Raw genomic sequence first — 25,343 nt, 5'->3', positions numbered from 1 at the left:
AGAGGGGGCATTCGCTCCCTCTTTTCTTTATAAAAGCGTCTTAAGTGGCTCGAAAAGCATATCTCGCCTTGCCAATGAATGGGATATGGCTGGCACATTCAAAATGGCCGTGGCAAAGATTGTGGGATAGATAATCAATGCCAGTTGGTATGAAGCGATTTTTCCTTTTTCAAGCATATATGTCCCTCGTTAATTTTTTATAGTATCTCTCTTAAATGGGTAATTACGCATATTTCAAGAAAAAGGTCAAAATAAAAAGAACAGTAAAATCCTGTTCCTTAGAAAATGAAAATGGTTCATTTTTGGCGTAAGTCTGCAGTGAAGCTATAGTTCACACCTGTCATGGATTCAGAGATCGCCCATAGTTTTTCCGAGATTTCCTTATCGTATAAGGTATCAATGATGGCATCTTTTTTAGGAAAGCCCTTTCTGCCTTTTTTACCATCGGGACCTATATATTCTCCACCTGTTAAGGCGGGTTCCGTTGCTGCGTAAAGCGTGGGGAGAGCACCCATATTGGCGGGTTGCGTGATGGTTTTGGAAAGGTATTGGACAAACTTATTCAGGGGCTTACCTGATCCTCGTGACATGAGGTTTGTATGGGATAGCCCAGGATGGCAGGCGACACTGATCGAGTCGACTTGGTGGTGTTCAAACTTGTTCTGCAATTCGCGGGAGAAGAGAAGATTGGCAAGTTTACTTTGAGCATAAAATCTCATCGCTTTATAATGATTCTTTCCATCTAAGTTATCGAAGTCTATGAATCCATTGATGGCGGCTAAGCTGCTTAACGTGACGACTCGAGAGTTTTTGGTGGAGAGAATTTTGGGTAACAACAGGCCCGTCAAGGCGAAATGCCCGAGGTGGTTGCTTCCGAATTGCAATTCAAATCCATCCTTCGTTTGGGAATAAGGGGGAATCATGACACCGGCATTATTGATTAGGATAGACAATGAATCATAGTTTTCCAAAAATGAGTCAGCAAAATGATGAATGCTACTCAAATCACTTAAATCGAGTGACATCACGGATACATTAGCTTTAGGATGGACTGACGTAATTCGATCAACCGCCTTTTCACCTTTCGATGCATTCCGAACGGCAAGAATGACTTCTGCACCTTTCCCCGCCAATACAAAAGCCGTCTCAAATCCAAGGCCACTATTCGCCCCGGTAATGACAACCGTTTTCCCCTTAACATCTACCATTTCATCGCCATTCCACTTTTCACTCATTATCCATCGACACCTTTCCTGGCACAATCTCTATCTATCATATACCCAAATTATTCCTATATGTCTCGTTTTTTGAAGGGAAATTTGAAGGGGAAAATAAAACAGTGACCCTTCTATGAAAGCAAGGGCCACTAAATTGCTTTACTCGGGTATGAGTGTTTCAGGAATCTTAATGGAGCTAGACAATTTAGAATGATCACGATAAGAACGGTAGGAGACAATATCGTGATTCTTCACATGAACATCCAACTGGAGAATTTGGGTACTTTTCATTTCTAAATGGTAGGTCGCATCCTCTTTTTTTAGATAATAAAAGGAATAATTCGTTCCTAAAAGCTCTTTGTCGATCCGGTTCGTTTCGGGCTGATTTTGGATATAGCTAGCGATCTCCATTATGGTGATGGAGGTGCTTCCCGTGAGTTCTGTTATTTTTTCCTTCATATACGCAATGGCATGACGTAAAGAGACCTGTGCTTTCCCCGTAAGATTGCTTAATTTTACATCCATGAAGTCATTCTCCTTTCTATTGAGTCATGCAAGTAGTATGGGGCACATACCTTTAGCTTTATACAAAACTGCTCTGCCTCATGGAGGAACAGTGTGGTTTGTTCTTATTTTAAGAGCCATGGAATATCGATTCACAAGGGGACATACATAAGTAAAGAGTGGGTAATAGGTGATAACCTCCCTACACATGGGTTAGAGGTTACATCCAAAGGGGAATATACAACAGTACCAGATGAAAGATTATTCATCTCATCGAGACCATAAAGGGAAAATAAATTCATTGGAGGATAATATGAATGATGAAGTGACATATGTAATAGTTGAATCAATGACCGATGGCGAGGAGACTGTCCCATTTGAGATGGTCACCGATAGGGAAATCCAATGAAGAAAAGATATAAATACCTCAGCCTCTTTTTCATTGCACTTCTTGCGTTTTTAACCGTTATGCTTATCCAGTTGAATAGGGAAACGGATCTTCCAAGTGAAAACGCAGAAAAAAGAGAAACATCGGAAGTCCAAAAAGAGGACACATCCATGAAAGAAAAAAAACAAGAAAATAAAGAAACGACAGACACTACAAGCGAAAAAGAAATCAATGCAATGAAGGATACAGATGAAAAGGTAGACAAGATGATTGAAAACATGACGCTTGAAGAAAAAGTGGGACAGCTCATGATAATCGGGTTTGCTGGTACGGAAAAGAGTAGCGATGTTCAGGAGTTCATCGAAGAGAAGCATATTGGTGGCATTATTTATTTTGAACGGAATATGAGTTCACCTAAACAAGTGGCCGAGTTATCCAACTCGTTGCAACAATCGGCAGAAGGTGGTCGGTTTGCCCTTCCGCTTATGGTAGCGGTTGACCAAGAAGGAGGGGACATTATCCGAATGAGGGAACATGTTTCGCCTATCCCTTCCCAACAGAAGTTAGGGGAAAAGGCCTCTGCCGAAGAGGTCTATCAGGTGGCTAAATTGAACGGTAGAGAACTGGAGTCGATGGGAATCAATCTGAACTTTGCACCTGTTCTTGATTTATCCAAAAAGGATAGCCGTTCATTCGGAACAGATCCGAAAAAAGTCCATCAATACGGGGAAAAGGTGATTCAAGGCCTTAACGATGCTTCGGTTACGGGAGCACTAAAGCACTTCCCCGGGAATGGTCGCAGCGAAGTTGATCCGCATGTTGAAACCTCTTCAGTGGAAGCAAACCAACTTGACCTGGAAAATTCGGATATCTATCCGTTCAAAAAAATCATCAGTGAGATGGATAACGACAAGTTTTTCATGATGGTGACGCATATTAAATATCCCGCTTATGATAAAGAAAAACCAGCCAGCCTTTCTAAGGTCATCATTGAAGACCTGTTACGAAAAAAGCTTGGCTACAAAGGAATTGTCATCACGGATGATATGGAAATGGGAGCCGTGAAGAACTATTTTTCATTTGAAGATATGGGAAAAGAAGCGATTCTTGCCGGCGTCGACATCGTCCTTGTTTGTCATGAACATCCACATCAACTTGAGGTATACAACGGGATCATCGATGCGGTTAAAAACGGGGAAATCCCGATGGAGCGAATTGATGAGTCTACAAAGCGCGTCCTGACATATAAACTGAATAACATTCAACAAACGACCGTGGACCCGGAACACGCTACCAAAGTGGTCAAGAGTCCTGAAAGTATAAAGTACATCAATAATCTGAACTTGAATGAATGAGCAAGAGAAAGAATCCGGAACTTTATCGTTCGGGTTCTTTCTGCTGGCCGTGTGACGTAGTTCTACCTAGCATATTATGTATATTTTATGAATAATAAGATTGAAATTGCCCGAATGTGACCGATATAGGAACTAGACACATGAATATTTTTATGATGAAGGAGAAAAAAATTGCACATTCAAGGAAGCTATAATACAGGGCTTGTCATTCTGTCCTTTTTCATTGTGGCCTTGGCTTCGTATTCGGCTTCGGCCTTTGTAGGAAGAATCGCTCATTCACAGCAAAAAGCGCAACAATATTGGCTATTGGGCGGAGCGGTAACACTGGGCTTGGGCATATGGTCGATGCATTTTGTGGGAATGTTGGCTCTACAGATCCATGAAACGATTTCATATGAGTATGGTAAAGTCCTCCTTTCCATAGCAATCGCCATTTTTGCTTCGTGGGTGTCCTTGTTTTTCATTAGTCGTGAAACGATGAATCGGAAACAGCTACTCATGGGCAGTACCGCGTTGGGCTCAGCCATCCTGACCATGCATTACACGGGAATGGCTGCCATGCGCATGTCGGCATCCATTCAGTACAATCCGCACTTGGTGTTCTTGTCAGTGGTTATTGCTTGTATCGCTTCTGTAGTAGCTTTGAAGATCGGCTTCCGTTATAAACATCAAACCGCTAGTCGGTTGGTTGAAAAAACGGTCAGTGCGAGCATCATGGGAATTGCTGTAGCAGGAACGCATTATACAGGGATGGCCGCTGCCACTTATCATAGTGACGATATGGTTCATACAACCAGTTCAGCTCTCCCAATCGGAACGTTTTTGCTGGGTCTGGGGATTGGAAGTGCCATACTCTTTATTCAGATAATGGTCATCTTCATCATCAACTTTGATAAGAAAATGACCCTACAGAACAAGGAGTTACGGCTTACACAGCAAAAGTTCGATTCCCTTGTTACATATAACCCAGATATCATTTTTAGAATGAATAGGGATGGGAAGTTGGAAACGATCAACCCGGCCATTTCCGGAATTTTGGGGTATACATTCGAGGACATTCAAAAATTGGAGCTGGAAAGTCTAGTTTCTGAAGAGGTATGGAAGGAATGTAAAAATTACTGTATAGATACTTTAAGAGGAACCCTTCGCTCATTTGAAATAGAAGCTCTCCATAAAAATAACACTAAAGTCGCTTTAAACATCTTGACCATTCCCGTGTATGTGGATCATGAAATCATAGGCATCAATGGAATAGCCAAGGATATTACCGAGCAAAAAGCGGCATTGGCCAAGGTCAATTATATGGCTTATTATGATGAACTTACAGGGTTACCGAATCGGAGAGCTTTTAAGGAAAAGGCCAATATCCTCATTCAGCAAAACGGAGAAGAAATGGCAGCCTTGCTCTTGATGGATATTAATCGATTCAAGACCATCAATGATACCTTGGGACATGGCCAAGGTGATTTATTCATAAAAGAAATTGCCAAGCGCTTTAATGAATGTCTCGAACCAGGGGGGTTCCTCGCTAGAATCGGGGTGGATGAATTTACGGTATTCCTCCCGAAGGTAACTGGACTTGAACAAGCGGAAATAATGGCCCAAAAGTTGTTGCATTCATTGGATGAACCAATCAAGATCAATACCCATGAAATTTATACAACGACATGTATCGGGATATCAGCTTTCCCTAAAGATGGGATGAATATTGGAGAACTTATTAAAAGAGCCGATTTGGCCATGTTCTTAGGAAAAGGAACGGGAGACTCGTCGTATAAATTCTTTACAGAGTCCATGGAAAGTAGATTGGATAAAATCCAGATTGAAGAAGAAATGCGGACAGGAATTCATAAGGATGATGAATTCATTTTATATTTTCAACCCAAAATCGATACACGGACAGGGACCATTTCAGGTGCCGAAGCTTTGGTCCGCTGGAATCATCCAAGGTTGGGGTTTGTGTCACCAGCTGAGTTCATTCCTTTAGCGGAGGAGACGGGGTTAATCATCCAACTCGGGGAAAAAATATTGGATTTAGCTTGTGCCCAACTTCATGAGTGGCATAAAGTTGGCTTCGATTCTATTCATATCGCCGTCAATATATCCACACGTCAATTCATGCAGGTTAATTTTATAGAAAAGTTAAAACGAATGCTGGATAAGTGGAACATTGAAGGGAAAAACCTGGAGTTGGAAATAACCGAAAGTACAGCGATGAACAATGTGAATAGGGCTATCTTTACCTTTGAGAGATTAAGGGAGCTAGGCGTGAAGATAGCGATAGATGACTTTGGCACGGGGTATAGTTCCTTTGCTTACCTAAAGGATTATCCCATTAACACATTAAAAATCGATCAATCCTTTATCAGAAATTTGGCAACTGGTGGACCAGATGAAGCAATTGTGGCTTCCATCATTGGCCTGGCCAAAAATATGCAACTGAATATCGTGGCCGAGGGCGTTGAAAACCAAATACAGTTCGACTTTTTAAAAGAATTGGACTGTAACCAGGTCCAAGGATACATGTTCAGCAAACCGCTACCAGCACATGAATTAGAAGAAAGATTTCTACGATCTTCCAACGTGATTCCAGCCGGCTGAAGAGGGGCAAGAACTTTGCTGATAGGGAACGAGTGTTTAAAGAAGTGAGTATAGGGAAATACTATACTATACTAAACTACAAGGAGGATACTCAGATGCCATCAAACAAAATGATTGGAACCGTCTTAGTGGGAGCAGCCGCTTACTTAATGCGTAATAAAGAAACTCGTGAAAAAACCATGAGCCAAATTAAATCATTCGCTAATCCTGAAACGATTGATAAGGTAAAGAGCCAACTCCAATCCTTTACAAAAACAAAATCAAGTAATTCCCCTACTAATTAAGTGAATGTTCTATTTATATCGAAAAAAAAAGCACCTACTGTGGGGAAAACTCACGGCAGGTGCTTTTCTTCATCTATTAATCAGTTTCTTCTTCACCATTATCTTCTTTGTTGAACCATAACGGATCTTCATTATCGACCTCACCATTATAGTTGATGGTAATCTCTTCTCCGGCTTTAATATCCGTATACGCGAAGAAATCAAATGTATGCTGGTCAAAGTTTATATCATATGTGGCATTGGGCGTATAGGAATGGTTAAACAGCATGCCGTATCCTAAAAGCAAGCATGTATGGTTTATGCCATACTCAAACGCATAATCCGCCAGTAATGTTTTCTCTATATGGACATGCTCTTCATTTGGATAAGCGATAACTGGTGCTTCATGTAAAAGCTCACCCTTTTTAATATCACGTTTCGCGAAAACGCCTCTATTGAATTCTCCATCACTAAGTGTGGAATTTTTAACTTCGATCATATTCGTCACCTACTTGTTCTATTCTTTATAGTCCAGATTGTATAAGCTTGACAGCAAATGGGAAGAAAAGCAACTAATTTAGGGAAATTAAATATTGCCATGAATAGATATAAAGAGAATGAGTGCAAAAAGGTATGACGGGAAATGCACAGAATGATGGCAGACTAATCGTCGTTTTTTTAATATATGGTGAAATTTTCTTTTATAAGGGATAGTCATGGAAAGATGTGAACATTTACTAGTTATAATCCGTCTATACCGGGTAAGAGAGTATCATCCTTCGAATAAGGACTTGTATGAACACACCAAGCTCACATGAGGAGGATGATTGGAATGTTTGGTCTATCTGATATCACTAAATTTCTCTTTTCCTTTTTTCTGATTTTACCGGTTGTCACACTTATTCATTTAGGTGGGCATTTATTCTTTGTCACGCTCTTCGGCGGTACGGAGAAAAAAATCTTAATCGGATGTGGAGATAAGCTTTTCTCCTTTTGCAATATTGAAATCAGGAAATATTACTTTTGGAATGGGCATTGTGAATTCAAGGGTTTAAAATATGATAATAAATTCACTAATATGTTGATTTATTTAGGGGGAGCCATCTTTAATCTGATTAGCATGTTGGTCATATATAGCTTGGTTTACCAGAACATCTTGGAAAGTTCGGTCATCTGGTACCAATTCATTTACTTTTCTTTTTATATCATGTTCTTTTCCCTATTTCCGATGTACTTCGCCGACGGGTCGCCAAGTGATGGCAAGGCGGCAGAGCTGACGTTGAAGAACCAACTTAAGGATATGGTTACGGATGATGTAGTAGTGAAGAAAGAGGATGATGAGGATAGTCATTGTGGTTGAATAGAAGGGACAAGCCTGAGGCTTGTCCCTATTTCATTCATTCCCACACTTCTTTGGCGACATCCACAACGAATTTCAATTTTTCCCACTGTTGTTCTTCTGTTAGTTTGTTACCAAGATGAGTGGAAGCGAAACCACATTGCGGGCTTAAGCATAGTTGTTCATGTGGCACGTATTTTGACGCTTCCTCAATCCGTGCTTTAACAGCTTCTTTATCTTCAAGTTCCCCATTCTTCGATGTAACGATTCCAAGAACGACTTGCGCACCGCCATTTGGAATGTACTCTAATGGTTTAAAATCTCCTGAACGATCATCATCATATTCCAAGAAGAATCCATCTACTTGTTCTTTAGCCAATAAAGTCGGTGCGATCCGAGCATAGCTCCCTTCGAATGCCCAAGTTGATTGGTAGTTCCCACGACAAAGGTGAGTCGTTACAACAAGATCTTCAGGTTTTCCCTCCAATGTACCATTAATCACGCGTAACGCTAAATCAATTAATTGTTCTCTTGAATATGTGCCATCTTTGAACTGGAAGTCCGGAGCGGAAAGCCTGGCTATGTATACATCATCTAATTGTATATAACGTACACCGGCATCGTAAAAGGCCTGTAAGGCATCTTGATAGGCTTTAATAATATCCTTTGCATAATCTTCGATGTCAGGATAGATTTCTTGATTATGGACACCTACAGCAAATAATTGATTGGGACTAGGAATGGTTTGTTTCGCTACTGCCCGACCACCAACGATTTCATTAAACTCGATAAAGTCTTTAATAAAGGGGTGATCGGGGTTAAAAGAGATTTTTCCAGTATTCCGAACGTTATAACGTTCTGTTTCGATTCCATCAAAGGTAAGGCCTTTTTCCGTGACATACCCTTCGATTCCATTTAAATGTTCCAAGAAGTCAAAGTGCCACCAGGTGCGTCTGAATTCCCCGTCAGTGACTGCCTCTAATCCAATTTCAATTTGTTTATCGACGATACGCTTTATTTCCTGCGTTTCAACCTCGCGTAATTGTTCTGCGGTGATTAATCCTTCTTTCCGTTGCTTTCTTGCTAGATGTACACTTTCTGGTCTTAATAGACTTCCTACGTGATCGGCTTTAAAAGGAGCTTTCGTTAAAGTGATGGTCATGGTAGATTCCTACTTTCCTTATTAAAATATAAAAACCTCTTCTTAAAAAAAGAAGAGGTTTAATCAGCTATGCTTATTTACTCTTCTTATCTTCAAGTTTTACACTTCTGGAATTAGCACAGTACAGTAAAGTCTGTTGCTGAGGTATCAAAGGGCCAGTCCCTCCACCTCTCTGGATAAGAATGTGAACTATTCAATTAATTACGACTATACAGGTAGTGTTAATAAAGGTCAAGGTAAAATGCAGATAATTTAGAAAATAGAAAAGATTAACATGTATCTATTAAAACAGGAAGTTTCTGCTTAAGGGATTTGCTAGAAGCATATATTACTTTTATACACTTTCGCGGTAAAGTATTAAAAAAATCCTTTGACTGTTGTCAGAATATTTCTTATAATTATGTACATTATAGCGAGATAGGAGATAAGTCATATGAAGGATTTTTTCCATAAATTATTGACGGGGATGAGCCTAGGCATTGTCGTTTCATTAATTCCCAATGCTTTGTTAGGGGAAATACTTAAGCTAATAATCCCTCATTTCCCGGCATTACAACACATACTTGATATCACTGTTTTCGTCATGAGCCTGTTACCAGTCATGATTGGGATGATGGTCGGGATTACATTCAAATTATCAACGACCCAGACGGCGAGTATCGGGATTGCGGCCATGGTAGGAAGTGGTGCCATTCAGAAAACAGCTGACGGTTTGTTTGCCTTAAATGGGATTGGTGTCGTGATCAACACAGGAATCACGGCAGCATTGACCGTTTTGTTCCTTCAATTAATCGGAGATAAATTAAAAGCGTATGCCATTCTTTTGATGCCGACTTTAAGCATCTTAATACCGGGTATGATAGGGTATCTCATTTTGCCCTTTGTGAAATCCTCCACAGGGTTACTGGGTGTCGCCATTGCTAACGTGACCTCGTTGCAACCTATTGTAATGGGAGCAATCATTTCCGTTATTTTCTGTCTTATCATTTTGTCACCCATTTCAACAGTGGGGGTAGCGACGGTCATTATGCTTTCCGGTATAGGTTCTGGTGCGGCTAACCTAGGAATCGTAGCAGCAGGTGTTGGCTTAGCCATTGCTAGTTACAAAGCGAACTCGCTCGGAACGGCCTTAGCACATGTACTAGGTTCTCCTAAGATTCAAATGCGGAATTTCTTCATGAAACCGAAAATCGCCTTTCCCATGCTGATCACGGCAGCAATACTAGGAGCGTTGGCAGGTATGTTAAATATACAAGGAACGCCCTATAGTGCTGGATTTGGTTTATCGGGTTTAGTTGGTCCTTTAAATTATATGAAACTAGCTGAAGGGGGATGGATTGGTAGTAATATAACAATCATGATCGTTATTTTCTTCATTCTTCCGATTGTGTTGAACCTTGTGCTGATCTACGTTTTCTCTAAGAAATTGAAATGGATTAAAGCAGAAGACTATACCTTGCATTTTGAATAAAAGGAGATTGAATAGCAGAAGCAGTCAGGCGTTTAGCTCTGACTGCTTCTTTTGTGGGTAGGCTAATTCAATGGGACTTCAACCTTCAAATCTACGATTTCACCATAGTTGGGTGTACCAGGATCTCCGTTATCATAGTGTGGTTGAATGGTTAATGTCTTTGGGACCGTGTTCATAGGCGGAAGGGCTAATACGATTTTGTGTCCACTCGCATCCACTTGTCCATATTGGAGTTCTAAATCTTTGTATACATGTCCTTGGTCGTCTGTCACGACATAGGGAAATGATGGCCATGTGTCATTTTCGTCCATTTCCGAAGGATAATCCAGAGTCAAATCGATCCTAGTGGATAGTGGAAGAAAGGATACCTGGTCTACCGATAATGTATAGATACGGTCCTCTGTTTGAACTTTTGCATGTGGTGTAAATGTTTGAATCGTACCTTCTACTTTTTCCAAAGGAAAGGAGACATCCCAATTCCCTTTTCTTCCGAATAAATCTTCCCCATGTACAGCTACAGTGATGGAATCACCATATTCATCATAATTAGCTAGTGTAAATTGGTGAGATTCAATAATCGTATTGGAATTTACGTCATCAGATGTTGAGGATCCTATAGCGACATTTGGTTCGCTTCCGTTAATGGTAATGTATCTATACCCTTGATTCGCTTCGTTCCCTAGGTCCAATTTGGAATAATCCCCTTTATATTCGACGGTTACGACTAAGCGTCCTTCATCATAAACGGCTTCTTTCACATTCATCGATAAACCATCATGTGTGTCTTGTTTTTCAATGACAGTAGCTAGTTTGTTTTGTTCAATTCTTTCGGCAGCAAGGTCATGGAATTGTGAATAGATAGGTCCGATAAAAGGAATATGCGAGAATGATTGCGCGAGTGTCGGCGATAGAGAACCTGTTCCAAGTACGGATAGGCATAATCCACTGGCAATTAAGCTAGAAAGCCTTTTGATATTCTTGCGTTTTGTTCTTTTTGCTTTATAAATGGCTGTTTTCTCTCTTTGTTTTAATAACTTCTCCGGGATGGAAATGTCATCAATAGACGGTCGGAAGTTCCCTTTATCCATGCAGATAACCCTCCTTCAAAATGGGACGTAAGATTTTCTTGGCGCGATGTAAATTGGATTTGACGGTTCCTTCGGGATAATCCATGAATTCCGCTATTTCCTTAATGGAAAGATCGTGATAAAACCTCAGCAGAATCATCGTTTTATACGTTACATCCAGCGATTCAAAAGCTTTCGTAAGATCAAGTGATTGTTCAAGGTTATCAAATCCTTCACCGGACATTAACTGCTCAAACAGTTCGTCGTCTGCCAGGAAGTGTTTTGATGATTTTCTAATAAAATCGATGGACTTAAATATTATGATTTTTGTTATCCAACTCTGAAATTGTTCAGGTTTTTTTAATTTTTTCAAAGAAAGATAGGCCTCGTAAATGGCATCTTGATATAAGTCCAGTGCATCCTGTTCATTTCGAACGTAGGAAAAAGCAGTTCGGTATAGTTTATTGCGGACAGAATCAATCAATTGTTCAAACGCTTCGTCCTTGCCTTTTCGTGCTTGCTTAACTAAATAGATCGTATCCATTCTTCTGCTTTCCCCCCTTTACTATATAGTCGATTGAAGCATGACATCGGTTGCGAATAACTACGAAAAAGCCATGAGTCGTCCAGTTGTCTAGACGGGTCATGGCAACTTGCCTTATTGTTAGTACTATGAGTTGGTGGAGGGGGTGAAGGTCTCTGCGATATGAGAAGTGATGGGACCGTACTTCTCTTGTTCACTAGCGGGATAGCTAATGACAAAGGTCGTGCCAACCTGATCGTTAAAGTAGAACTTCTTATAGATGATCTTCCCATTTTCTTCGTAGGAAAGGACATACCAATCTTCTGTTATGCGCTGATAGGCGATTTCTTCAGTGATGCTGTTCAAATCGTTTTCATAATACATTTCGATCGTTTCTTCATCATTGATTACATTTGTATGGCTAGCATAAGCGGTAATCTCAAATTGGTCATTAAAGAACCTGGCTCCATCACCATTGGTTGGTGGGGGATCCATTCTTAAGCCTTTGGGATAATACATGGAAAATCCGTAGCGGCCATTTTCGTATAGTTGATACGAGTCACGCTGCTCATCAGATTTTTCTAAGGTTTTCTTTACTTCGGGTTGTGTTACTTCCTGTTCTTTCGAGGCAAGGTCCACTTGTTTCGTGAGTTTAGCAAGTTCAGGCTGATAGCTTGATAGGGAGTCTTCCGATTCTAGCCTTTTTTCTAAAAGCCGCAATTTCTTCCGTGCTACACTGTAATTCTCTTTTGCCATGAGTTCTTTCACTACCTTCATGGTGTCTTCAAAAGAAGAAGCTGTTTCCTGATCAGCAAGGACTTCTGCTTTTAATTTTTCAGCTTCGGTCTGCAAGGTTTTCAAGGTGCCTTTATTTGCAATGACCGTATTTAACGATTCAAGGGAAGCTCCATACTCTTTTTCCTCATAAGCAGAGACTGCCTCATCCATATAATTTGCCTGTTCAAGATAGCTAGAGGCATCCTCGTCGCCGTTTTTCTTTTTTAAGGCTAATTCGAACTGAATGGCTGCCTGATGGTAATCACGTTTTCCAAGACTTTCGATACCCTTATCCAGGGCATCCTGGTATTCATGACTTGAACATGAAGGGAGTACGAATAAGCAGAGGAGGATAAGGGGTAATGAAATGTGTTTGTACATCTATAATCTCCTATTCTATAGTTCGACTTTTTAGCGTGAATTAAATTTTACCAAAATTTAATTGTTATAGGGTATATTGGGAAAATAATACTTGAAATGTTCCCAAGTTAATTTGAATTAACGTATATTTTTTACTGAAAAAGAATAATCATGTAATTAGCTGTGATAAACTACCTATGTTATAGAGAGAGAAAGAAATCAGGGGGAGCATAAAATGAAAGGAAGTAAATTTATCAAAGCATGAATCACTATAAGATGATTCCAAGGAGTTTTCGCATTCTTAGTTAGGGAGGGAAACTATGTTTGATAAATTTAAAGATAAAATAACCAAGGCTGCAACGGAGGGTTTTGCGATACCAATTACCTCCAAGATGATTGCGGGTTTGATAGAGAAGAAAACAGGTGAAATTATCGATGTCCACATTACTTCAGAGCATATCACGTTACAGGGGACGACAGAGATAAAGATAATGATGTTGACGAAAAAGGTCGCGTTCACGATAATATTAAAACCGGTGCAGATTGATAAAAGAACGATTCTATTTCAGCTTGTTCAGATGAAGCCATTCGATATAAAATTTATCAATAATAAATTGTTTAACAAACCTCCATTTTTTGAATATCATAAACGAAGAATTAAGATTGATTTTAATTCCTGGGATGTTGTAAAGAAAGTGCCTGTAGGCCAGATTAGATCGTTCGAGTTGGTTGAAGGGGCACTGAATATCAAATTGTCTTTATAAATATGTAAAATAACAATAGGATAGACATAAATAGTGGTTCTTTATTTAGGGTTTTTGTATGCTTAGTATTCGCAAATGGGTATGTTAATAGTAGCTTTCATGCACGATGATGTAGGAAATTTATTATTTTTGCGGCAGGTTCTAGTTATGAGGTGTTAGTTAGCGTACGAGGAGGGAATATGATGGATCAGAAGATTTTGCCTGCTTCGGCAAGCATGAAGGATTTTGAGAGATTCTTGGAGAGTTCCTATGAGATAGGGGTTTTTCTTGATGTACATATATCACAGTTGAAAAATGTAAGCTTGATGGCCAAGCAACGTAATAAGAAAATGATTTTTCATGTGGATTTGATACAGGGAATTAGAAGCGACGAATATGCTACTGAGTTCATTTGTCAGGAGTTCAATCCGTATGGCTTGATTTCAACAAAGTCCAGTGTGATTTTAAAAGCAAAGCAAAAGGGAGTTGTCGCCATTCAACGGATTTTTTTGATTGATTCCCATGCGTTAGAGAAAAGTTATAAGCTAGTAAAGAAGACTCAGCCAGATTATATCGAAGTATTGCCGGGTGCCATGCCATGGATGATCAAAGAGGTGAAGGAACATTTACAAACGCCCATTTTAGCTGGAGGGTTGATACGTAATTCAAATGAAGTTCTGAATGCGCTTGAGGCTGGAGCGACGTCTATCACGACTTCTAAAACTGAATTATGGAATATGTTTAAATAAAAAAAATAAAAAATGGTACATAATAATCTTTTTTTCGACAAAATGTTTGACAGCGTTTTCATAACCTAGTATATTAGACTACAATACAAGTTAATCGATGTGATGGAGACAAGGAGACTCACAAAGGAAACCCCCTATTTTTTGTTGGGGTAGTTCTGCTGTGGGTCTCCTTTTATCTTTAATGTGTAATTCATTCTAAAGAGGGAAGAGGTTTTAACATGTCGCCATTTTGGGGAGAAGTAATAGGTACAATGATTATCGTACTTTTTGGTGCAGGTATCGGAGCGGGTTCATCATTAAAGGGGTCTTATGCTAAAGATGCTGGATGGATTGTCGTTACGATAGCTTGGGGGCTTGCTGTAACAATGGGGGTTTTCGCAGTCGGATCAATTAGTGGAGCACACTTAAATCCAGCTGTTACCGTAGGATTTGCTCTTATCGGAGAGTTTCCTTGGGCAGATGTTCCAGGATATATTTTAGGTCAAATGATTGGTGCAATTATAGGAGCAACACTAGTATTCTTACATTATTTACCACATTGGAAAGGTACAAATGATCCAGGTGCCAAGCTAGGTGTATTCGCAACTTCACCAGCTATCCCACATACTTTTTCCAACTTGATCAGTGAAATGATTGGGACATGTATTCTTGTTCTTGGTTTACTATTCATTGGTGCCAATGAATTTACTGAAGGTTTGAATCCATTTGCCGTCGGTTTGTTGATTGTGGTAATTGGGATGTCTCTAGGGGGTACAACGGGGTATGCCATAAATCCTGCTCGGGATTTGGGACCTCGTATCGCACACTTCTTCTTGCCTATACCAGGTAAGGGAAAATCTAATTGGGGATATTCATGGATACCGGTAGTTGGCCCACTTGTAGGGGGAGCTCTTGGTGCCGTCTTTTATAAAGCTTTCTTTTTAGGTGAAATATCAACAGCATTTTGGTCTGTTTTTGTAGGAAGCCTGGTATTATTAGTATTAGCTTACGTATTTGGCAAAAAGCAGTCAGATGAAATAGAGAAAAGTAAAATAGCCAGTTAATTTATAGGGTTGGGGGAAAATATTATGAAAAAATACATCTTATCTTTGGATCAAGGTACAACGAGTACACGTGCAATTTTGTTCAACGAAAAGGGCGAGTTAGTTCATGTAGCCCAAAGGGAGTTTACACAACATTTCCCGAAACCAGGCTGGGTTGAACATGATGCAAATGAGATTTGGGGTTCGATTTTAGCGGTGATTGCAAGCGTTATATCGGAATCAGGAATTAAGCCTGAACAAATTGCAGGAATCGGAATCACAAATCAGCGTGAAACGACTGTCGTTTGGGATAAGGAAACGTCAGTTCCAATTTACAATGCAATCGTTTGGCAGTCGAGACAAACGAGCGAAATCTGTGAAGATCTGAAGAAAAATGGCCATAGTGATATGATCCGCAAAAAAACTGGATTATTAATTGACGCCTATTTTTCCGGCACAAAGGTGAAATGGATTCTGGATAATGTGGAAGGTGCCCGTCAAAAAGCTGAGGAAGGCAAGCTGTTATTCGGCACAATCGATACGTGGTTGATCTGGAAACTTTCAGGAGGAAAAGCCCATGTAACGGACTATTCCAATGCTTCAAGAACGTTAATGTATAACATCCATGATTTGGAGTGGGACGAAGAGATCTTAGAAATATTGGACGTTCCTAAAGCGATGCTACCAGAAGTTAGACCATCTTCAGAAGTATACGCCCACACGGTTCCATATCATTTCTTTGGCGAGTCTATTCCAATCGCCGGTGCAGCAGGTGACCAACAAGCCGCTTTATTCGGCCAAGCTTGTTTTAATGAAGGAATGGCTAAGAATACGTATGGCACAGGCTGTTTCATGTTGATGAATACAGGTGAAAAAGCAGTCGATTCTGAGCATGGCCTATTGACGACCCTTGCTTGGGGATTGAATGGCAAAGTGGAATATGCACTGGAAGGTAGCATATTTGTTGCCGGATCTGCTATCCAGTGGCTGCGTGATGGCATGCGTATGCTGAATGATGCCAAAGATAGTGAGGTTTACGCAAGCCGAGTGGACAGCACGGATGGTGTATATGTTGTACCGGCATTCGTCGGACTGGGAACTCCATACTGGGACAGCGATGTTCGAGGAGCTGTATTTGGATTGACTCGCGGCACAACTAAAGAGCATTTTGTGCGGGCTACTCTTGAATCCCTAGCCTATCAAGCGAAAGATGTCCTGGACGCAATGGAAGCAGATTCAGGTATCGCCCTTAAGACACTACGCGTTGATGGAGGGGCCGTGAAAAACGACTTCTTGATGCAATTCCAAAGTGACCTCTTACAGGTTCCGGTTGAAAGACCTGTACTGAATGAAACAACAGCGCTTGGTGCTGCATACTTGGCTGGACTTGCGGTTGGTTATTGGAAGGACCAAGAGGAAATTTCCCAACAGTGGGTAATAGGCAAAACCTTCACACATTCAATGGAAGAGAAGGAAAGTGAAAAATTATACGAAGGCTGGCAAAAGGCGGTTAAAGCTGCCATGGTCTTTAAATAATATAAGTAAGTCTTTCAAATTTCAGTAACATTATGATATACTGAAGATAAGTTAATAACTCGGCCGGAGAATAGGAGAGACCGTAAATGCGTTATCGAGAAATCGATGATGTGCATTTGTGGTCTCTTTTTATACTTTTAGCCTAGAAATGGTTATTAACTATCTAGAATGGGAAAACAATATAGTATAAACATATTAAAGAAGAACCAACAAAGATAACACCTAGAGGAGGAGTTAGACATGAGGTTTTCAAATAAATATAGACAAGAAACGATTGATAAGTTAAAAAATGAGAAATTCGATTTAGTCGTAATAGGTGGGGGAATTACAGGTGCTGGTATTGCAGTGGATGCTACAGTACGAGGCATGAAAGTGGCATTAGTAGAAATGCAAGATTTCGCCGCAGGAACTTCAAGTAGATCAACCAAGTTAGTTCATGGTGGCTTGCGTTACCTTAAGCAGCTGGAAGTGAAAATGGTTGCCGAGGTAGGAAAAGAGAGAGAAATCGTTTTTGAAAATGGACCGCACGTAACGACGCCGGAATGGATGTTACTTCCAATGCACAAAGGCGGTACATTCGGTAAATTCAGTACATCTATCGGTCTTCGTGTATATGATTTCCTTGCAGGGGTTAAGAGAAGTGAACGGAGAAAAATGCTTTCTGTGGAAGAAACATTGCAGAAAGAACCACTTGTTAAGAAAAATGGTCTTACAGGCGGAGGATATTATGTTGAATACCGTACCGACGATGCACGTCTAACCATTGAAGTTATGAAGACTGCCGTTGATAAAGGCGCGACTCCTATCAATTATACTAAGGTCGAAAACTTGGTATATGAAGATGGAAAAATCACAGGTGTTAAAGTTCGTGACATGCTGACAGATGAAGAATATGAAGTCCTTGGAACGAAAGTGGTCAATGCTGCTGGACCATGGGTAGATTCAATTCGTGAAAAAGACAACTCGAAAAAAGGGAAAACGCTCAAGCTTTCCAAAGGTGTTCACGTTGTTATCGACCAATCTAAATTCCCATTGAAACAGGCCATTTATTTCGATACTCCGGATAAACGGATGGTCTTTGCGATTCCACGTGCAGGTAAGGCTTATGTTGGAACGACAGATACATTTTATGAGGGAGATCCGGTAAACCCAGGTGTCACACAAGAAGACCGTGATTATATCTTGAAGGCTATAGCTTTCATGTTCCCTGAGGTGAAAGTTACGGATGCTGATATCGAATCAACTTGGTCCGGTGTAAGACCATTGATTCTTGAAGAAGGAAAGGACCCTTCTGAAATTTCACGTAAAGATGAAATTTGGGTGTCCGATTCAGGTCTTATCACGATTGCCGGTGGGAAATTGACTGGGTACCGTAAGATGGCTAAAACGACAGTCGACCTTGTGGCCAAGAAGTTCTCGGAAGACTTGAACAAGCTGTTTGCTGATCATAGTACTAAAAAAATCCGTGTTTCTGGTGGGGATGTAGGCGGTTCAAGCAACTTCCCTGAATATATTAAGAATCATATCCAAATGGGTGTCGATGCAGGACTATCTGTTGAAGAATCAAGAAAAGTCTTGGCTATGTACGGATCCAATGCTCCAGTGTTATTTAACATTGCCATCAATGAAAAAGACGGTGGAAAACGGACAGGCATGCCTCAAGTGTTATTCTTACAATTGGAGTACGCATTAGAGCATGAAATGATTGCCACTCCGGTAGATTTCTTCTTCCGCAGAACTGGAACCCTACTATTTGATATCGATTTGGTTCTAAAGAACAAAGAAGCTGTAATCAAATATATGGCTGAATATTTTGGCTGGAACGAATCCGTTACAGCGAAAAGAACAAAAGAATTAGAACAAGCTATACAAGGTGCAGTATCAGTTTCATAATAGAGATTAAGAAGAAGAATCACCAGCGGATTGCTGGTGGTTCTTTTTTTTATGCATTAAATACGGTTTGATCCTGCCGCTTTGAGACAAAATAACTAGATATGTAAGAAAATGTAACATAAAGATATTGTGAAAGTTGCATAATTGTTATATAATTTTGAATATTCTAATTGATAGTGAAGGGGGAAATATATTGAAGGAATTCATAGATGCTTTAAATGGAGTGTTGTGGAGTTCACCGGTTATTTATATCTTATTGGGAGTTGGATTGTTATTTTCCGTTTTGACGCGTTTTCTACAAGTTAGGCACATCAAGGAAATGATTACACTGATGTTCCAGGGGAAGAGTTCGGAAGCGGGGGTCTCTTCGTTCCAAGCCCTATCCATTGCCCTCTCCGGCCGTGTCGGGACAGGGAATATCGCTGGGGTAGCGACTGCTATTGCTTTTGGTGGTCCGGGCGCTATTTTTTGGATGTGGGCAATTGCCTTTATCGGGGCATCGAGTGCATTCGTAGAATCGACGTTAGCCCAAATCTATAAAGTGAAACAAGATGGTCAATATCGGGGTGGTCCAGCTTATTACATTGAAAAGGGGATAGGGTGGAAATGGTTTGCCGTTCTCTTTGCGCTGGCGGCGCTTGTCGCGATGGCCATTCTCATGCCGGGGGTTCAATCTAATTCAATTGCGGCGGGAGTGGAAAATGCCTTTGGCATCGATCCAGTGATTACGGGAATCGGGGTGGTTCTTTTACTTGGGTTCATCATATTCGGTGGCGTGAAGAGAATCGCCAACGCAGCACAGCTAATTGTTCCGTTCATGGCACTTGGATATATTTTATTATCCGTAATTATCATATTTATGAATATTACAGAATTACCTGGCGTTCTATCATTAATATTTAGAAGTGCTTTTGGTCTGGATTCTGCATTTGGCGGGTTGATCGGGATGGCAATCGCTTGGGGAGTAAAACGTGGAGTGTATTCGAATGAGGCAGGTCAAGGAACGGGACCTCATCCAGCAGCCGCGGCTGAAGTATCCCACCCTGCTAAGCAAGGTCTAGTTCAAGCGTTTTCTGTTTATATCGATACGTTATTCGTCTGTTCAGCTACAGCATTCATGATTTTATTCACAGGGATGTATAATACACAAGCAGAGGATGGGACATCCATCGTTAATAATTTAGGAGAGGTGGAACCTGGTCCAGGATATACACAAGCGGCCATTGATAGTGTGATTCCTGGATTTGGAGCAGGATTTGTTGCTGTAGCCCTATTTTTCTTCGCCTTTACGACTATCATGGCTTACTACTATATCGCAGAAACGAACATTGCCTATCTCATGCGCAACCGTAACAGCAAATGGGCCATACATGCCTTGAAAATCATCCTACTTGCCGCTACATTCTATGGAACAATCCGTACGGCAGATCTGGCTTGGGCATTAGGGGATGCAGGGTTAGGAATCATGGTCTGGCTCAATGTCACAGCCATTCTACTCCTCGCAAAACCCGCACTGGTTACATTACGAGACTACGAGAAACAAAAGAAACAAGGACGGGACCCCGTTTTCGACCCGAAAGCTTTGGGGATCAAAAATGCGGATTTCTGGGAGCATGAATATGTACAAGATGATGAGAAAATTTCTTGAAAATATAGGAACCAATTATATCCCTATTAAACTAGCTCGGGTGACTGAGCTAGTTTTTTTGCTGTCATTAGCCTATATATAAACACATACTATGGGTAAAGAAAAGGTGAAGGGTGCGATAGCGAGGCATCAGGTTGGTAATTAGACCAATTTTATACATTTGGTTATAATGATACTATCTCAAGTCTGTCCGAAGTTTCAGTCAATGTCACGAAAAAGGAAGAACGTTATTTCCAAGTCTGATGAAAGGTACAAAAAAATAAAAGTGGTGGTAAAGTGAGGCGTAGAAATGATTGCTGTACTTAAAGAACTTGGAGAAATACTGAGCTTAATATTCGGTTTGATAATCGCTTTAATACTGCTTGGACTAATGGGTCTGAGCATCACGAAGTTTCAAGAAGCCATTCTACTACCGGCTGTTCGAAGGATAAAGAAAATGATGAATAGAAGTTAGAAATAAAGTGTCTTTATATGGAAAACATCACTATAAAAAAAGAGGGTTCCTGATAGGCCACGTTCTTATTGAGGCTACCAACAGCTTTGGAAATGTGGAATCTTCATTTGTTAAATGGTCAAGGAAGATTCGAATGATATTGTAGCCCAATGCTCCGGGTGCTCGGGTTGCGATCCTTTTCTGGTTATAAGGTTAAAGTAGATTATACATAAAAATTCAAAGGGGACATACAAATGGGTAAAATACTTATTACTGGAGCAACAGGTAATCTCGGCAGCAGGACACTAGAGCTTCTTCTAAAAAAAGTCCCGTCAAATCAGGTCGCTGTATTGGTACGCGATCCGGAATCTGAAAAAATGGCAAGGTTTGTTAAAGAAGGTGTGGAAGTACACCAGGGGGACTATTTTGATTATAACTCCCTTTTTAGAGCTTTTAACGGCGTTGAAAAAGTTATGCTCATTTCCGCGCCAGCATTTACCGACCGCAATACACAACATTTCAATGTCATCGCGGCTGCAAAGCAGGCTGGTGTTAAACAAGTGATTTTCACGTCGATCTTACGAAGAGAAAATTCAAATCTTATTGTGCCCGAAGTATCGATTTCAAACGTATTTGCAGAACAAACGCTTAAAGCATCCGGATTAGCTTATACCATTCTGCGGAATCCACCGTATCTTGAAGTCATGCATTCGTATTTCGGAGATGCTCTTAAAGTCGGCGTGCGAGTGCCAGAAGGTTCCGGTAAAGTGGCCGCTGCATCTCTGAATGATCTGGCGACAGCCAACGTGGCCGTTCTCACCCAAAACGGGCACGAAAATAAGACATATCATCTAAGTGGCAGTGAGGGATGCTCTTTTGCAGACATCGCTGAAGCTCTTTCGGAGATTAGTGAGAAAGATATCCCTTATGAGGCAATAGGCGAAAAAGAATATATAGACACCATGGTAGCGAATGGCTTGCCTGTTTTTATGACTAGTTTCTTATTAGGTTGGGTGCGAGGAATCAACACGGGAGAATTCTCAGAGACGTCCGGGGACCTTGAACGTCTGATTGGCCGAAAACCAATGACATATAAGGAATTCTTTAAAACCAAATATCCGTTTTCTAAAGTAGAAGATTGAAAGCTGATATGATACTAATTTCACTCAATAAATAGAGTTATTTGCAAGGGGATAAGATATTGCACGCAAAGGGCAACGCATCATTCGGTATCGCATCGAGTCATATAGAATTCCCTAAGAATCAGATGAAAAGAGATCGATGAGTTATTTGAGGAAAATTAATAATTCACGAAAGACCTTTGGAGTAACCACCAAAGGCCTTTTTCTTGAAAGAATATCTTTCTATGAGAAACATCCCTATTATGCACATTTATATCCTAATGCGGTAATGCGGACAAACCTCATATGAAAAAGAGATAGAGAACAAAAGTTAACGATGGAAAATTATGATTGTGGTAAAGAAAAAGGAAGGGGTGAAATAGAAAAAAACCCTTGCTGCGCAAGGGTTTCAAAGTATGGAGACTAGGGGGATCGAACCCCTGACCTCTTGGCTGCCAGCCAAACGCTCTCCCAGCTGAGCTAAGCCCCCGGGTTATGGTACAATAATTATTTTATTCGGATTTCTGGGAAAAGTCAATAATAAAATTTACTAATTGTAAAAAAAGTAAGAAAAACCCGTTTGGTGTCATTCAAACGGGTTTTGTACATTAGCCATTCTCGATTTCTACTCTTGATATTTCAATAAGTTTAGAGACGGTGTAGTACACTTCAGATGTCTTGATTTTATGATCAACCAACACTTTTAACGTTAATAGGTGAAGGTCTTCTTCGACATCTTTGATTCGAAGTGTTTTGATGTAAATCTTCTCTTCTTTGATTTTCTTCAGTACGGTAGCGATATCATCTTTATCCCTGATCTCTAGTTTTAAGAAGATTTCCTTTTGTCTCAGTTTACTAGGCCCTAACAAGGTGACTAGGAACGGAACTAATTCGACGCTGAGGATTAACAGAATGACTCCGGCAATTGCTTCAAGGAAGAATCCTGCTCCAACGGCTATCCCGATTCCTGCTGCCCCCCAGATGATGGCAGCTGTAGTTAAACCGGATATGCTGTTATTGTCACGACGAAGGATGACGCCTGCCCCTATAAAACCAACGCCTGAGACAATTTGCGCAGCAAGTCGAAGGGGGTCCATCGAGATATTAACATCGTTACTGCCGGGGAATTTATATGCCGATTCCAAGGAGACAATCGTTAATAAACAGCTGACGATGGAAATAACCAAACTTGTTTTTAATCCGACTGGCTTTCGTTTCATTTCTCTCTCTAACCCAATAATTAATCCTAAGATAGCTGACATCCCTAGCTTCATAAGTATTTGCATTTCTGATTGAGGTTCGAAAATCCATTCCATAAGTTCATCTCCCGAGAAAAAGATAGAAGAATTAATATAACCTATACATGTTTGCCCGTAGTAAAATTAACTATCCCTTGTAATTCTACCATAGTAAAATAAACTATAAACTCGGAATTTTACTGGGAAAGAGGTTTGAGAATGCAACAAAAAACAAAAATGAATCCTTATTTTGCCTTGGTTATAGGAGTCGTCACGATTTCATTTTCTGCGATCCTAGTCAAATTGGCATCAGCTCCTTCGGGAATCATTGCTTTTTATCGGTTATTATTTACCGTGCTTTTGATGATGCCATTTTTTCTCATAAAGTATCGGCATGAGCTCAAGCTCATTAACAAAAAGGACTGGGTGTCTTCGATTATGGCAGGTGTGTTTCTTGCCTTCCATTTCATACTCTGGTTTGAATCCCTTAACTACACATCAGTTGCAAGCTCAACCGTCCTTGTCACACTTCAGCCACTGTTTGCTTTTGCCGGAGCTTACTTCTTTTTTAAAGAAAGGTTCACGTTGAAGGCAATAGCCAGTGGCATCATCGCGATAGGTGGAAGCTTTGTCATCAGCTGGGGAGATTTCCATATCAGCGGTCTGGCACTTTGGGGAGATATCCTAGCCCTTGTTGGATGTGCGTTAGTAACGGGTTATCTATTATTCGGGCAAAGTGTTGTAAGGCGTGTCTCTTCTATAACGTACACGTTTGTCGTATATAGCATGAGTGCAGTTACTTTGTTCTTATATGTTCTCGTAAAGGGGGAGGCGATGGGACCCTATCCCGTCACTGATTGGATTTATTTCCTTCTCCTTGCTATATTTCCGACTTTATTAGGACATTCTTTATTCAACTGGTCATTGAAGTGGCTAAGCGCTTCAACAATTTCTATGGCTATCCTTCTAGAACCAGTAGGGGCTACAATCCTTGCATACTTTATGCTGAATGAGCCAATTCTATGGACCCAAGTTCTCGGGGGCACGATCATACTGGCTGGATTAATGCTGTTCTTAAAACGAGAAGGAGAAAAAGAGGTAATGAAATAGACTCATATAAAAGCAGTAAGTCGGGATCCGACTTACTGCTTTTATTCATAGGGATAAAACAAATAGGTAATCCGGGTAAAAATTAAAGCGAAAATAAAACTAAATAGGAAGGCTGTGCCGTTCACTTTCCCTTTTTCTTTGCTGAACTTAATGGCTTCATAAAAGGCCGTGCAGAATAAATAAAGGGCCATGATGTAAGAAATGAGTAAGGCAATCAATAAAAGGTTCATCATTTCACCTCATAAAATGAATATCAATCTATATATATAAAACTACCCGAAAAATATGCTACTTATTTGGAGAGAGTGAGTAGCGGATAAACGTATACTTAATAAGGGTTGTTATAGAAAAAAAGAAAAGGAAAACTTTTTTAAAAAAGTTTTTAAAAACATATTGCCAAACATATTCAACCCGTGGTATATTATTTCTTGTCGCTAAGACAGCAACTTAAACGGCTAAAAAAGCTGTTGAAAATTATTTCAAAAAAGTTGTTGACAAAAAGCAACGAAACATGATAAACTAACGAAGTCGCTTTGAGAGAAACGACAACGAAATTGCTCTTTGAAAACTGAACAAAACAAAGCGCCAACGTAAATTTTGAGTGAGCACACACTATAAAAAAGCAAAATGAGCAAGTCAAACATTTCTTCGGAGAGTTTGATCCTGGCTCAGGACGAACGCTGGCGGCGTGCCTAATACATGCAAGTCGAGCGAATCGATGGGAGCTTGCTCCCTGAGATTAGCGGCGGACGGGTGAGTAACACGTGGGCAACCTGCCTATAAGACTGGGATAACTTCGGGAAACCGGAGCTAATACCGGATA

General features: G+C 40.4%; 25 protein-coding genes, 1 tRNA gene, 1 rRNA gene and 1 riboswitch. Of the genes, 16 read left to right on the top strand and 11 right to left on the bottom strand.

Annotated features, from left to right (window positions below):
* Positions 1-27 precede the first annotated feature (27 nt).
* The 3 genes from ACQKL5_RS11425 to ACQKL5_RS11415 all read right to left on the bottom strand — a co-directional run bounded on the left by ACQKL5_RS11425 (position 28) and on the right by ACQKL5_RS11415 (position 1,742).
* Complete coding sequence (locus ACQKL5_RS11425; RefSeq protein ID WP_427608831.1) at positions 28-177, bottom strand: hypothetical protein; 150 nt, start codon at positions 175-177, stop codon at positions 28-30.
* Between the two features lie 119 nt (positions 178-296).
* The gene (locus tag ACQKL5_RS11420) at positions 297-1,235 is read right to left on the bottom strand and encodes an oxidoreductase (RefSeq protein ID WP_427608830.1); all 939 of its coding nucleotides are present in this window, start codon (positions 1,233-1,235) and stop codon (positions 297-299) included.
* 141 nt (positions 1,236-1,376) lie between these two features.
* Positions 1,377-1,742: a hypothetical protein gene (locus tag ACQKL5_RS11415; RefSeq protein ID WP_427608828.1), complete on the bottom strand. Its 366-nt coding sequence runs from the start codon at positions 1,740-1,742 to the stop codon at positions 1,377-1,379.
* A gap of 232 nt (positions 1,743-1,974) precedes the next feature.
* On the opposite strand from ACQKL5_RS11415, the gene ACQKL5_RS11410 reads away from it, so the two are divergent.
* The 4 genes from ACQKL5_RS11410 (at position 1,975) to ACQKL5_RS11395 (ending at position 6,349) form a co-directional block, all read left to right on the top strand.
* Complete coding sequence (locus tag ACQKL5_RS11410; protein WP_427608827.1) at positions 1,975-2,130, top strand: hypothetical protein; 156 nt, start codon at positions 1,975-1,977, stop codon at positions 2,128-2,130.
* The gene (gene nagZ / locus ACQKL5_RS11405) at positions 2,127-3,464 is read left to right on the top strand and encodes a beta-N-acetylhexosaminidase (protein ID WP_427608826.1); all 1,338 of its coding nucleotides are present in this window, start codon (positions 2,127-2,129) and stop codon (positions 3,462-3,464) included. The genes ACQKL5_RS11410 and nagZ overlap by 4 nt, the downstream gene beginning before the upstream one ends.
* A gap of 171 nt (positions 3,465-3,635) precedes the next feature.
* The gene (locus tag ACQKL5_RS11400) at positions 3,636-6,065 is read left to right on the top strand and encodes a bifunctional diguanylate cyclase/phosphodiesterase (protein WP_427608825.1); all 2,430 of its coding nucleotides are present in this window, start codon (positions 3,636-3,638) and stop codon (positions 6,063-6,065) included.
* A gap of 95 nt (positions 6,066-6,160) precedes the next feature.
* Positions 6,161-6,349 carry a hypothetical protein gene (locus tag ACQKL5_RS11395; RefSeq protein ID WP_427608824.1) on the top strand — a complete coding sequence of 63 codons (189 nt, stop codon included), beginning with the start codon at positions 6,161-6,163 and terminating at the stop codon, positions 6,347-6,349.
* Between the two features lie 76 nt (positions 6,350-6,425).
* Here the strand turns inward: ACQKL5_RS11395 and ACQKL5_RS11390 are convergent, their stop codons facing one another.
* Positions 6,426-6,827: an SET domain-containing protein gene (locus tag ACQKL5_RS11390; protein ID WP_427608823.1), complete on the bottom strand. Its 402-nt coding sequence runs from the start codon at positions 6,825-6,827 to the stop codon at positions 6,426-6,428.
* Positions 6,828-7,160: 333 nt separating this feature from the next.
* Here ACQKL5_RS11390 and ACQKL5_RS11385 point away from each other — a divergent pair, with 333 nt between their 5' ends.
* A complete protein-coding gene (locus ACQKL5_RS11385; protein WP_427608822.1) occupies positions 7,161-7,688 on the top strand; it encodes a hypothetical protein in 528 nt (175 codons plus the stop codon).
* 37 nt (positions 7,689-7,725) lie between these two features.
* Here ACQKL5_RS11385 and ACQKL5_RS11380 read toward each other — a convergent pair whose 3' ends face one another.
* Positions 7,726-8,829 (bottom strand): 5-methyltetrahydropteroyltriglutamate--homocysteine S-methyltransferase, encoded by a 1,104-nt coding sequence (locus ACQKL5_RS11380; protein WP_427608821.1) that lies wholly within the window; start codon positions 8,827-8,829, stop codon positions 7,726-7,728.
* Positions 8,830-8,912: 83 nt separating this feature from the next.
* Positions 8,913-9,012: riboswitch (SAM riboswitch) on the bottom strand.
* A gap of 250 nt (positions 9,013-9,262) precedes the next feature.
* Between ACQKL5_RS11380 and ACQKL5_RS11375 the strand changes: the two genes are divergently transcribed.
* The gene (locus ACQKL5_RS11375; RefSeq protein ID WP_427608820.1) at positions 9,263-10,300 is read left to right on the top strand and encodes a PTS transporter subunit IIC; all 1,038 of its coding nucleotides are present in this window, start codon (positions 9,263-9,265) and stop codon (positions 10,298-10,300) included.
* A 62-nt stretch (positions 10,301-10,362) separates the two neighbouring features.
* Here ACQKL5_RS11375 and ACQKL5_RS11370 read toward each other — a convergent pair whose 3' ends face one another.
* From ACQKL5_RS11370 to ACQKL5_RS11360, 3 genes are all read right to left on the bottom strand, one after another.
* Positions 10,363-11,388 (bottom strand): DUF4179 domain-containing protein, encoded by a 1,026-nt coding sequence (locus ACQKL5_RS11370; RefSeq protein ID WP_427608819.1) that lies wholly within the window; start codon positions 11,386-11,388, stop codon positions 10,363-10,365.
* On the bottom strand, positions 11,381-11,911 hold the full coding sequence (locus ACQKL5_RS11365) for a sigma-70 family RNA polymerase sigma factor (RefSeq protein ID WP_427608818.1): 531 nt from the start codon (positions 11,909-11,911) through the stop codon (positions 11,381-11,383). The genes ACQKL5_RS11370 and ACQKL5_RS11365 overlap by 8 nt, the downstream gene beginning before the upstream one ends.
* Positions 11,912-12,037: 126 nt before the next feature.
* Positions 12,038-13,048: a hypothetical protein gene (locus ACQKL5_RS11360; protein WP_427608816.1), complete on the bottom strand. Its 1,011-nt coding sequence runs from the start codon at positions 13,046-13,048 to the stop codon at positions 12,038-12,040.
* Positions 13,049-13,347: 299 nt separating this feature from the next.
* Between ACQKL5_RS11360 and ACQKL5_RS11355 the strand changes: the two genes are divergently transcribed.
* The 8 genes from ACQKL5_RS11355 to ACQKL5_RS11320 all read left to right on the top strand — a co-directional run bounded on the left by ACQKL5_RS11355 (position 13,348) and on the right by ACQKL5_RS11320 (position 22,193).
* Positions 13,348-13,791, top strand: coding sequence for a hypothetical protein (locus tag ACQKL5_RS11355; RefSeq protein WP_427608815.1), 444 nt, complete (start codon positions 13,348-13,350; stop codon positions 13,789-13,791).
* A 182-nt stretch (positions 13,792-13,973) separates the two neighbouring features.
* The gene (locus ACQKL5_RS11350; protein WP_427608814.1) at positions 13,974-14,519 is read left to right on the top strand and encodes a glycerol-3-phosphate responsive antiterminator; all 546 of its coding nucleotides are present in this window, start codon (positions 13,974-13,976) and stop codon (positions 14,517-14,519) included.
* A 218-nt stretch (positions 14,520-14,737) separates the two neighbouring features.
* Positions 14,738-15,562 carry an MIP/aquaporin family protein gene (locus ACQKL5_RS11345; RefSeq protein ID WP_427608813.1) on the top strand — a complete coding sequence of 275 codons (825 nt, stop codon included), beginning with the start codon at positions 14,738-14,740 and terminating at the stop codon, positions 15,560-15,562.
* Positions 15,563-15,586: 24 nt separating this feature from the next.
* Entirely contained in the window at positions 15,587-17,077 is a 1,491-nt protein-coding gene (glpK, locus tag ACQKL5_RS11340; protein ID WP_427608812.1) for a glycerol kinase GlpK, read from the top strand.
* A 240-nt stretch (positions 17,078-17,317) separates the two neighbouring features.
* Positions 17,318-18,970, top strand: a complete 1,653-nt coding sequence (locus ACQKL5_RS11335; RefSeq protein ID WP_427608811.1) for a glycerol-3-phosphate dehydrogenase/oxidase — start codon at positions 17,318-17,320, stop codon at positions 18,968-18,970.
* A 193-nt stretch (positions 18,971-19,163) separates the two neighbouring features.
* On the top strand, positions 19,164-20,618 hold the full coding sequence (locus ACQKL5_RS11330; RefSeq protein WP_427608810.1) for an alanine/glycine:cation symporter family protein: 1,455 nt from the start codon (positions 19,164-19,166) through the stop codon (positions 20,616-20,618).
* A 289-nt stretch (positions 20,619-20,907) separates the two neighbouring features.
* Complete coding sequence (locus tag ACQKL5_RS11325) at positions 20,908-21,072, top strand: hypothetical protein (RefSeq protein WP_427608809.1); 165 nt, start codon at positions 20,908-20,910, stop codon at positions 21,070-21,072.
* 233 nt (positions 21,073-21,305) lie between these two features.
* The gene (locus ACQKL5_RS11320) at positions 21,306-22,193 is read left to right on the top strand and encodes an SDR family oxidoreductase (protein WP_427608808.1); all 888 of its coding nucleotides are present in this window, start codon (positions 21,306-21,308) and stop codon (positions 22,191-22,193) included.
* Between the two features lie 396 nt (positions 22,194-22,589).
* Here the strand turns inward: ACQKL5_RS11320 and ACQKL5_RS11315 are convergent.
* Both ACQKL5_RS11315 and ACQKL5_RS11310 read right to left on the bottom strand, forming a co-directional pair.
* Positions 22,590-22,662: transfer RNA gene (locus ACQKL5_RS11315), tRNA-Ala, on the bottom strand.
* Positions 22,663-22,780: 118 nt separating this feature from the next.
* On the bottom strand, positions 22,781-23,488 hold the full coding sequence (locus ACQKL5_RS11310; RefSeq protein WP_427608807.1) for an MgtC/SapB family protein: 708 nt from the start codon (positions 23,486-23,488) through the stop codon (positions 22,781-22,783).
* Positions 23,489-23,629: 141 nt separating this feature from the next.
* Between ACQKL5_RS11310 and ACQKL5_RS11305 the strand changes: the two genes are divergently transcribed.
* Positions 23,630-24,520 (top strand): DMT family transporter, encoded by an 891-nt coding sequence (locus tag ACQKL5_RS11305; protein ID WP_427608806.1) that lies wholly within the window; start codon positions 23,630-23,632, stop codon positions 24,518-24,520.
* Positions 24,521-24,561: 41 nt separating this feature from the next.
* Here the strand turns inward: ACQKL5_RS11305 and ACQKL5_RS11300 are convergent, their stop codons facing one another.
* Positions 24,562-24,750 carry a hypothetical protein gene (locus ACQKL5_RS11300; RefSeq protein WP_427608805.1) on the bottom strand — a complete coding sequence of 63 codons (189 nt, stop codon included), beginning with the start codon at positions 24,748-24,750 and terminating at the stop codon, positions 24,562-24,564.
* Positions 24,751-25,165: 415 nt separating this feature from the next.
* Between ACQKL5_RS11300 and ACQKL5_RS11295 the strand changes: the two genes are divergently transcribed.
* Positions 25,166-25,343 (top strand): 16S ribosomal RNA (locus ACQKL5_RS11295); the annotation flags it as partial.

It is taken from the genome of Peribacillus sp. NPDC097675 (genome assembly GCF_050277655.1).
Classification (GTDB): Bacteria; Bacillota; Bacilli; order Bacillales; family DSM-1321; genus Peribacillus.
The sequence above is the reverse complement of the archived record's forward strand: the minus strand, read 5'-3'. Positions and strand labels throughout refer to the sequence as shown.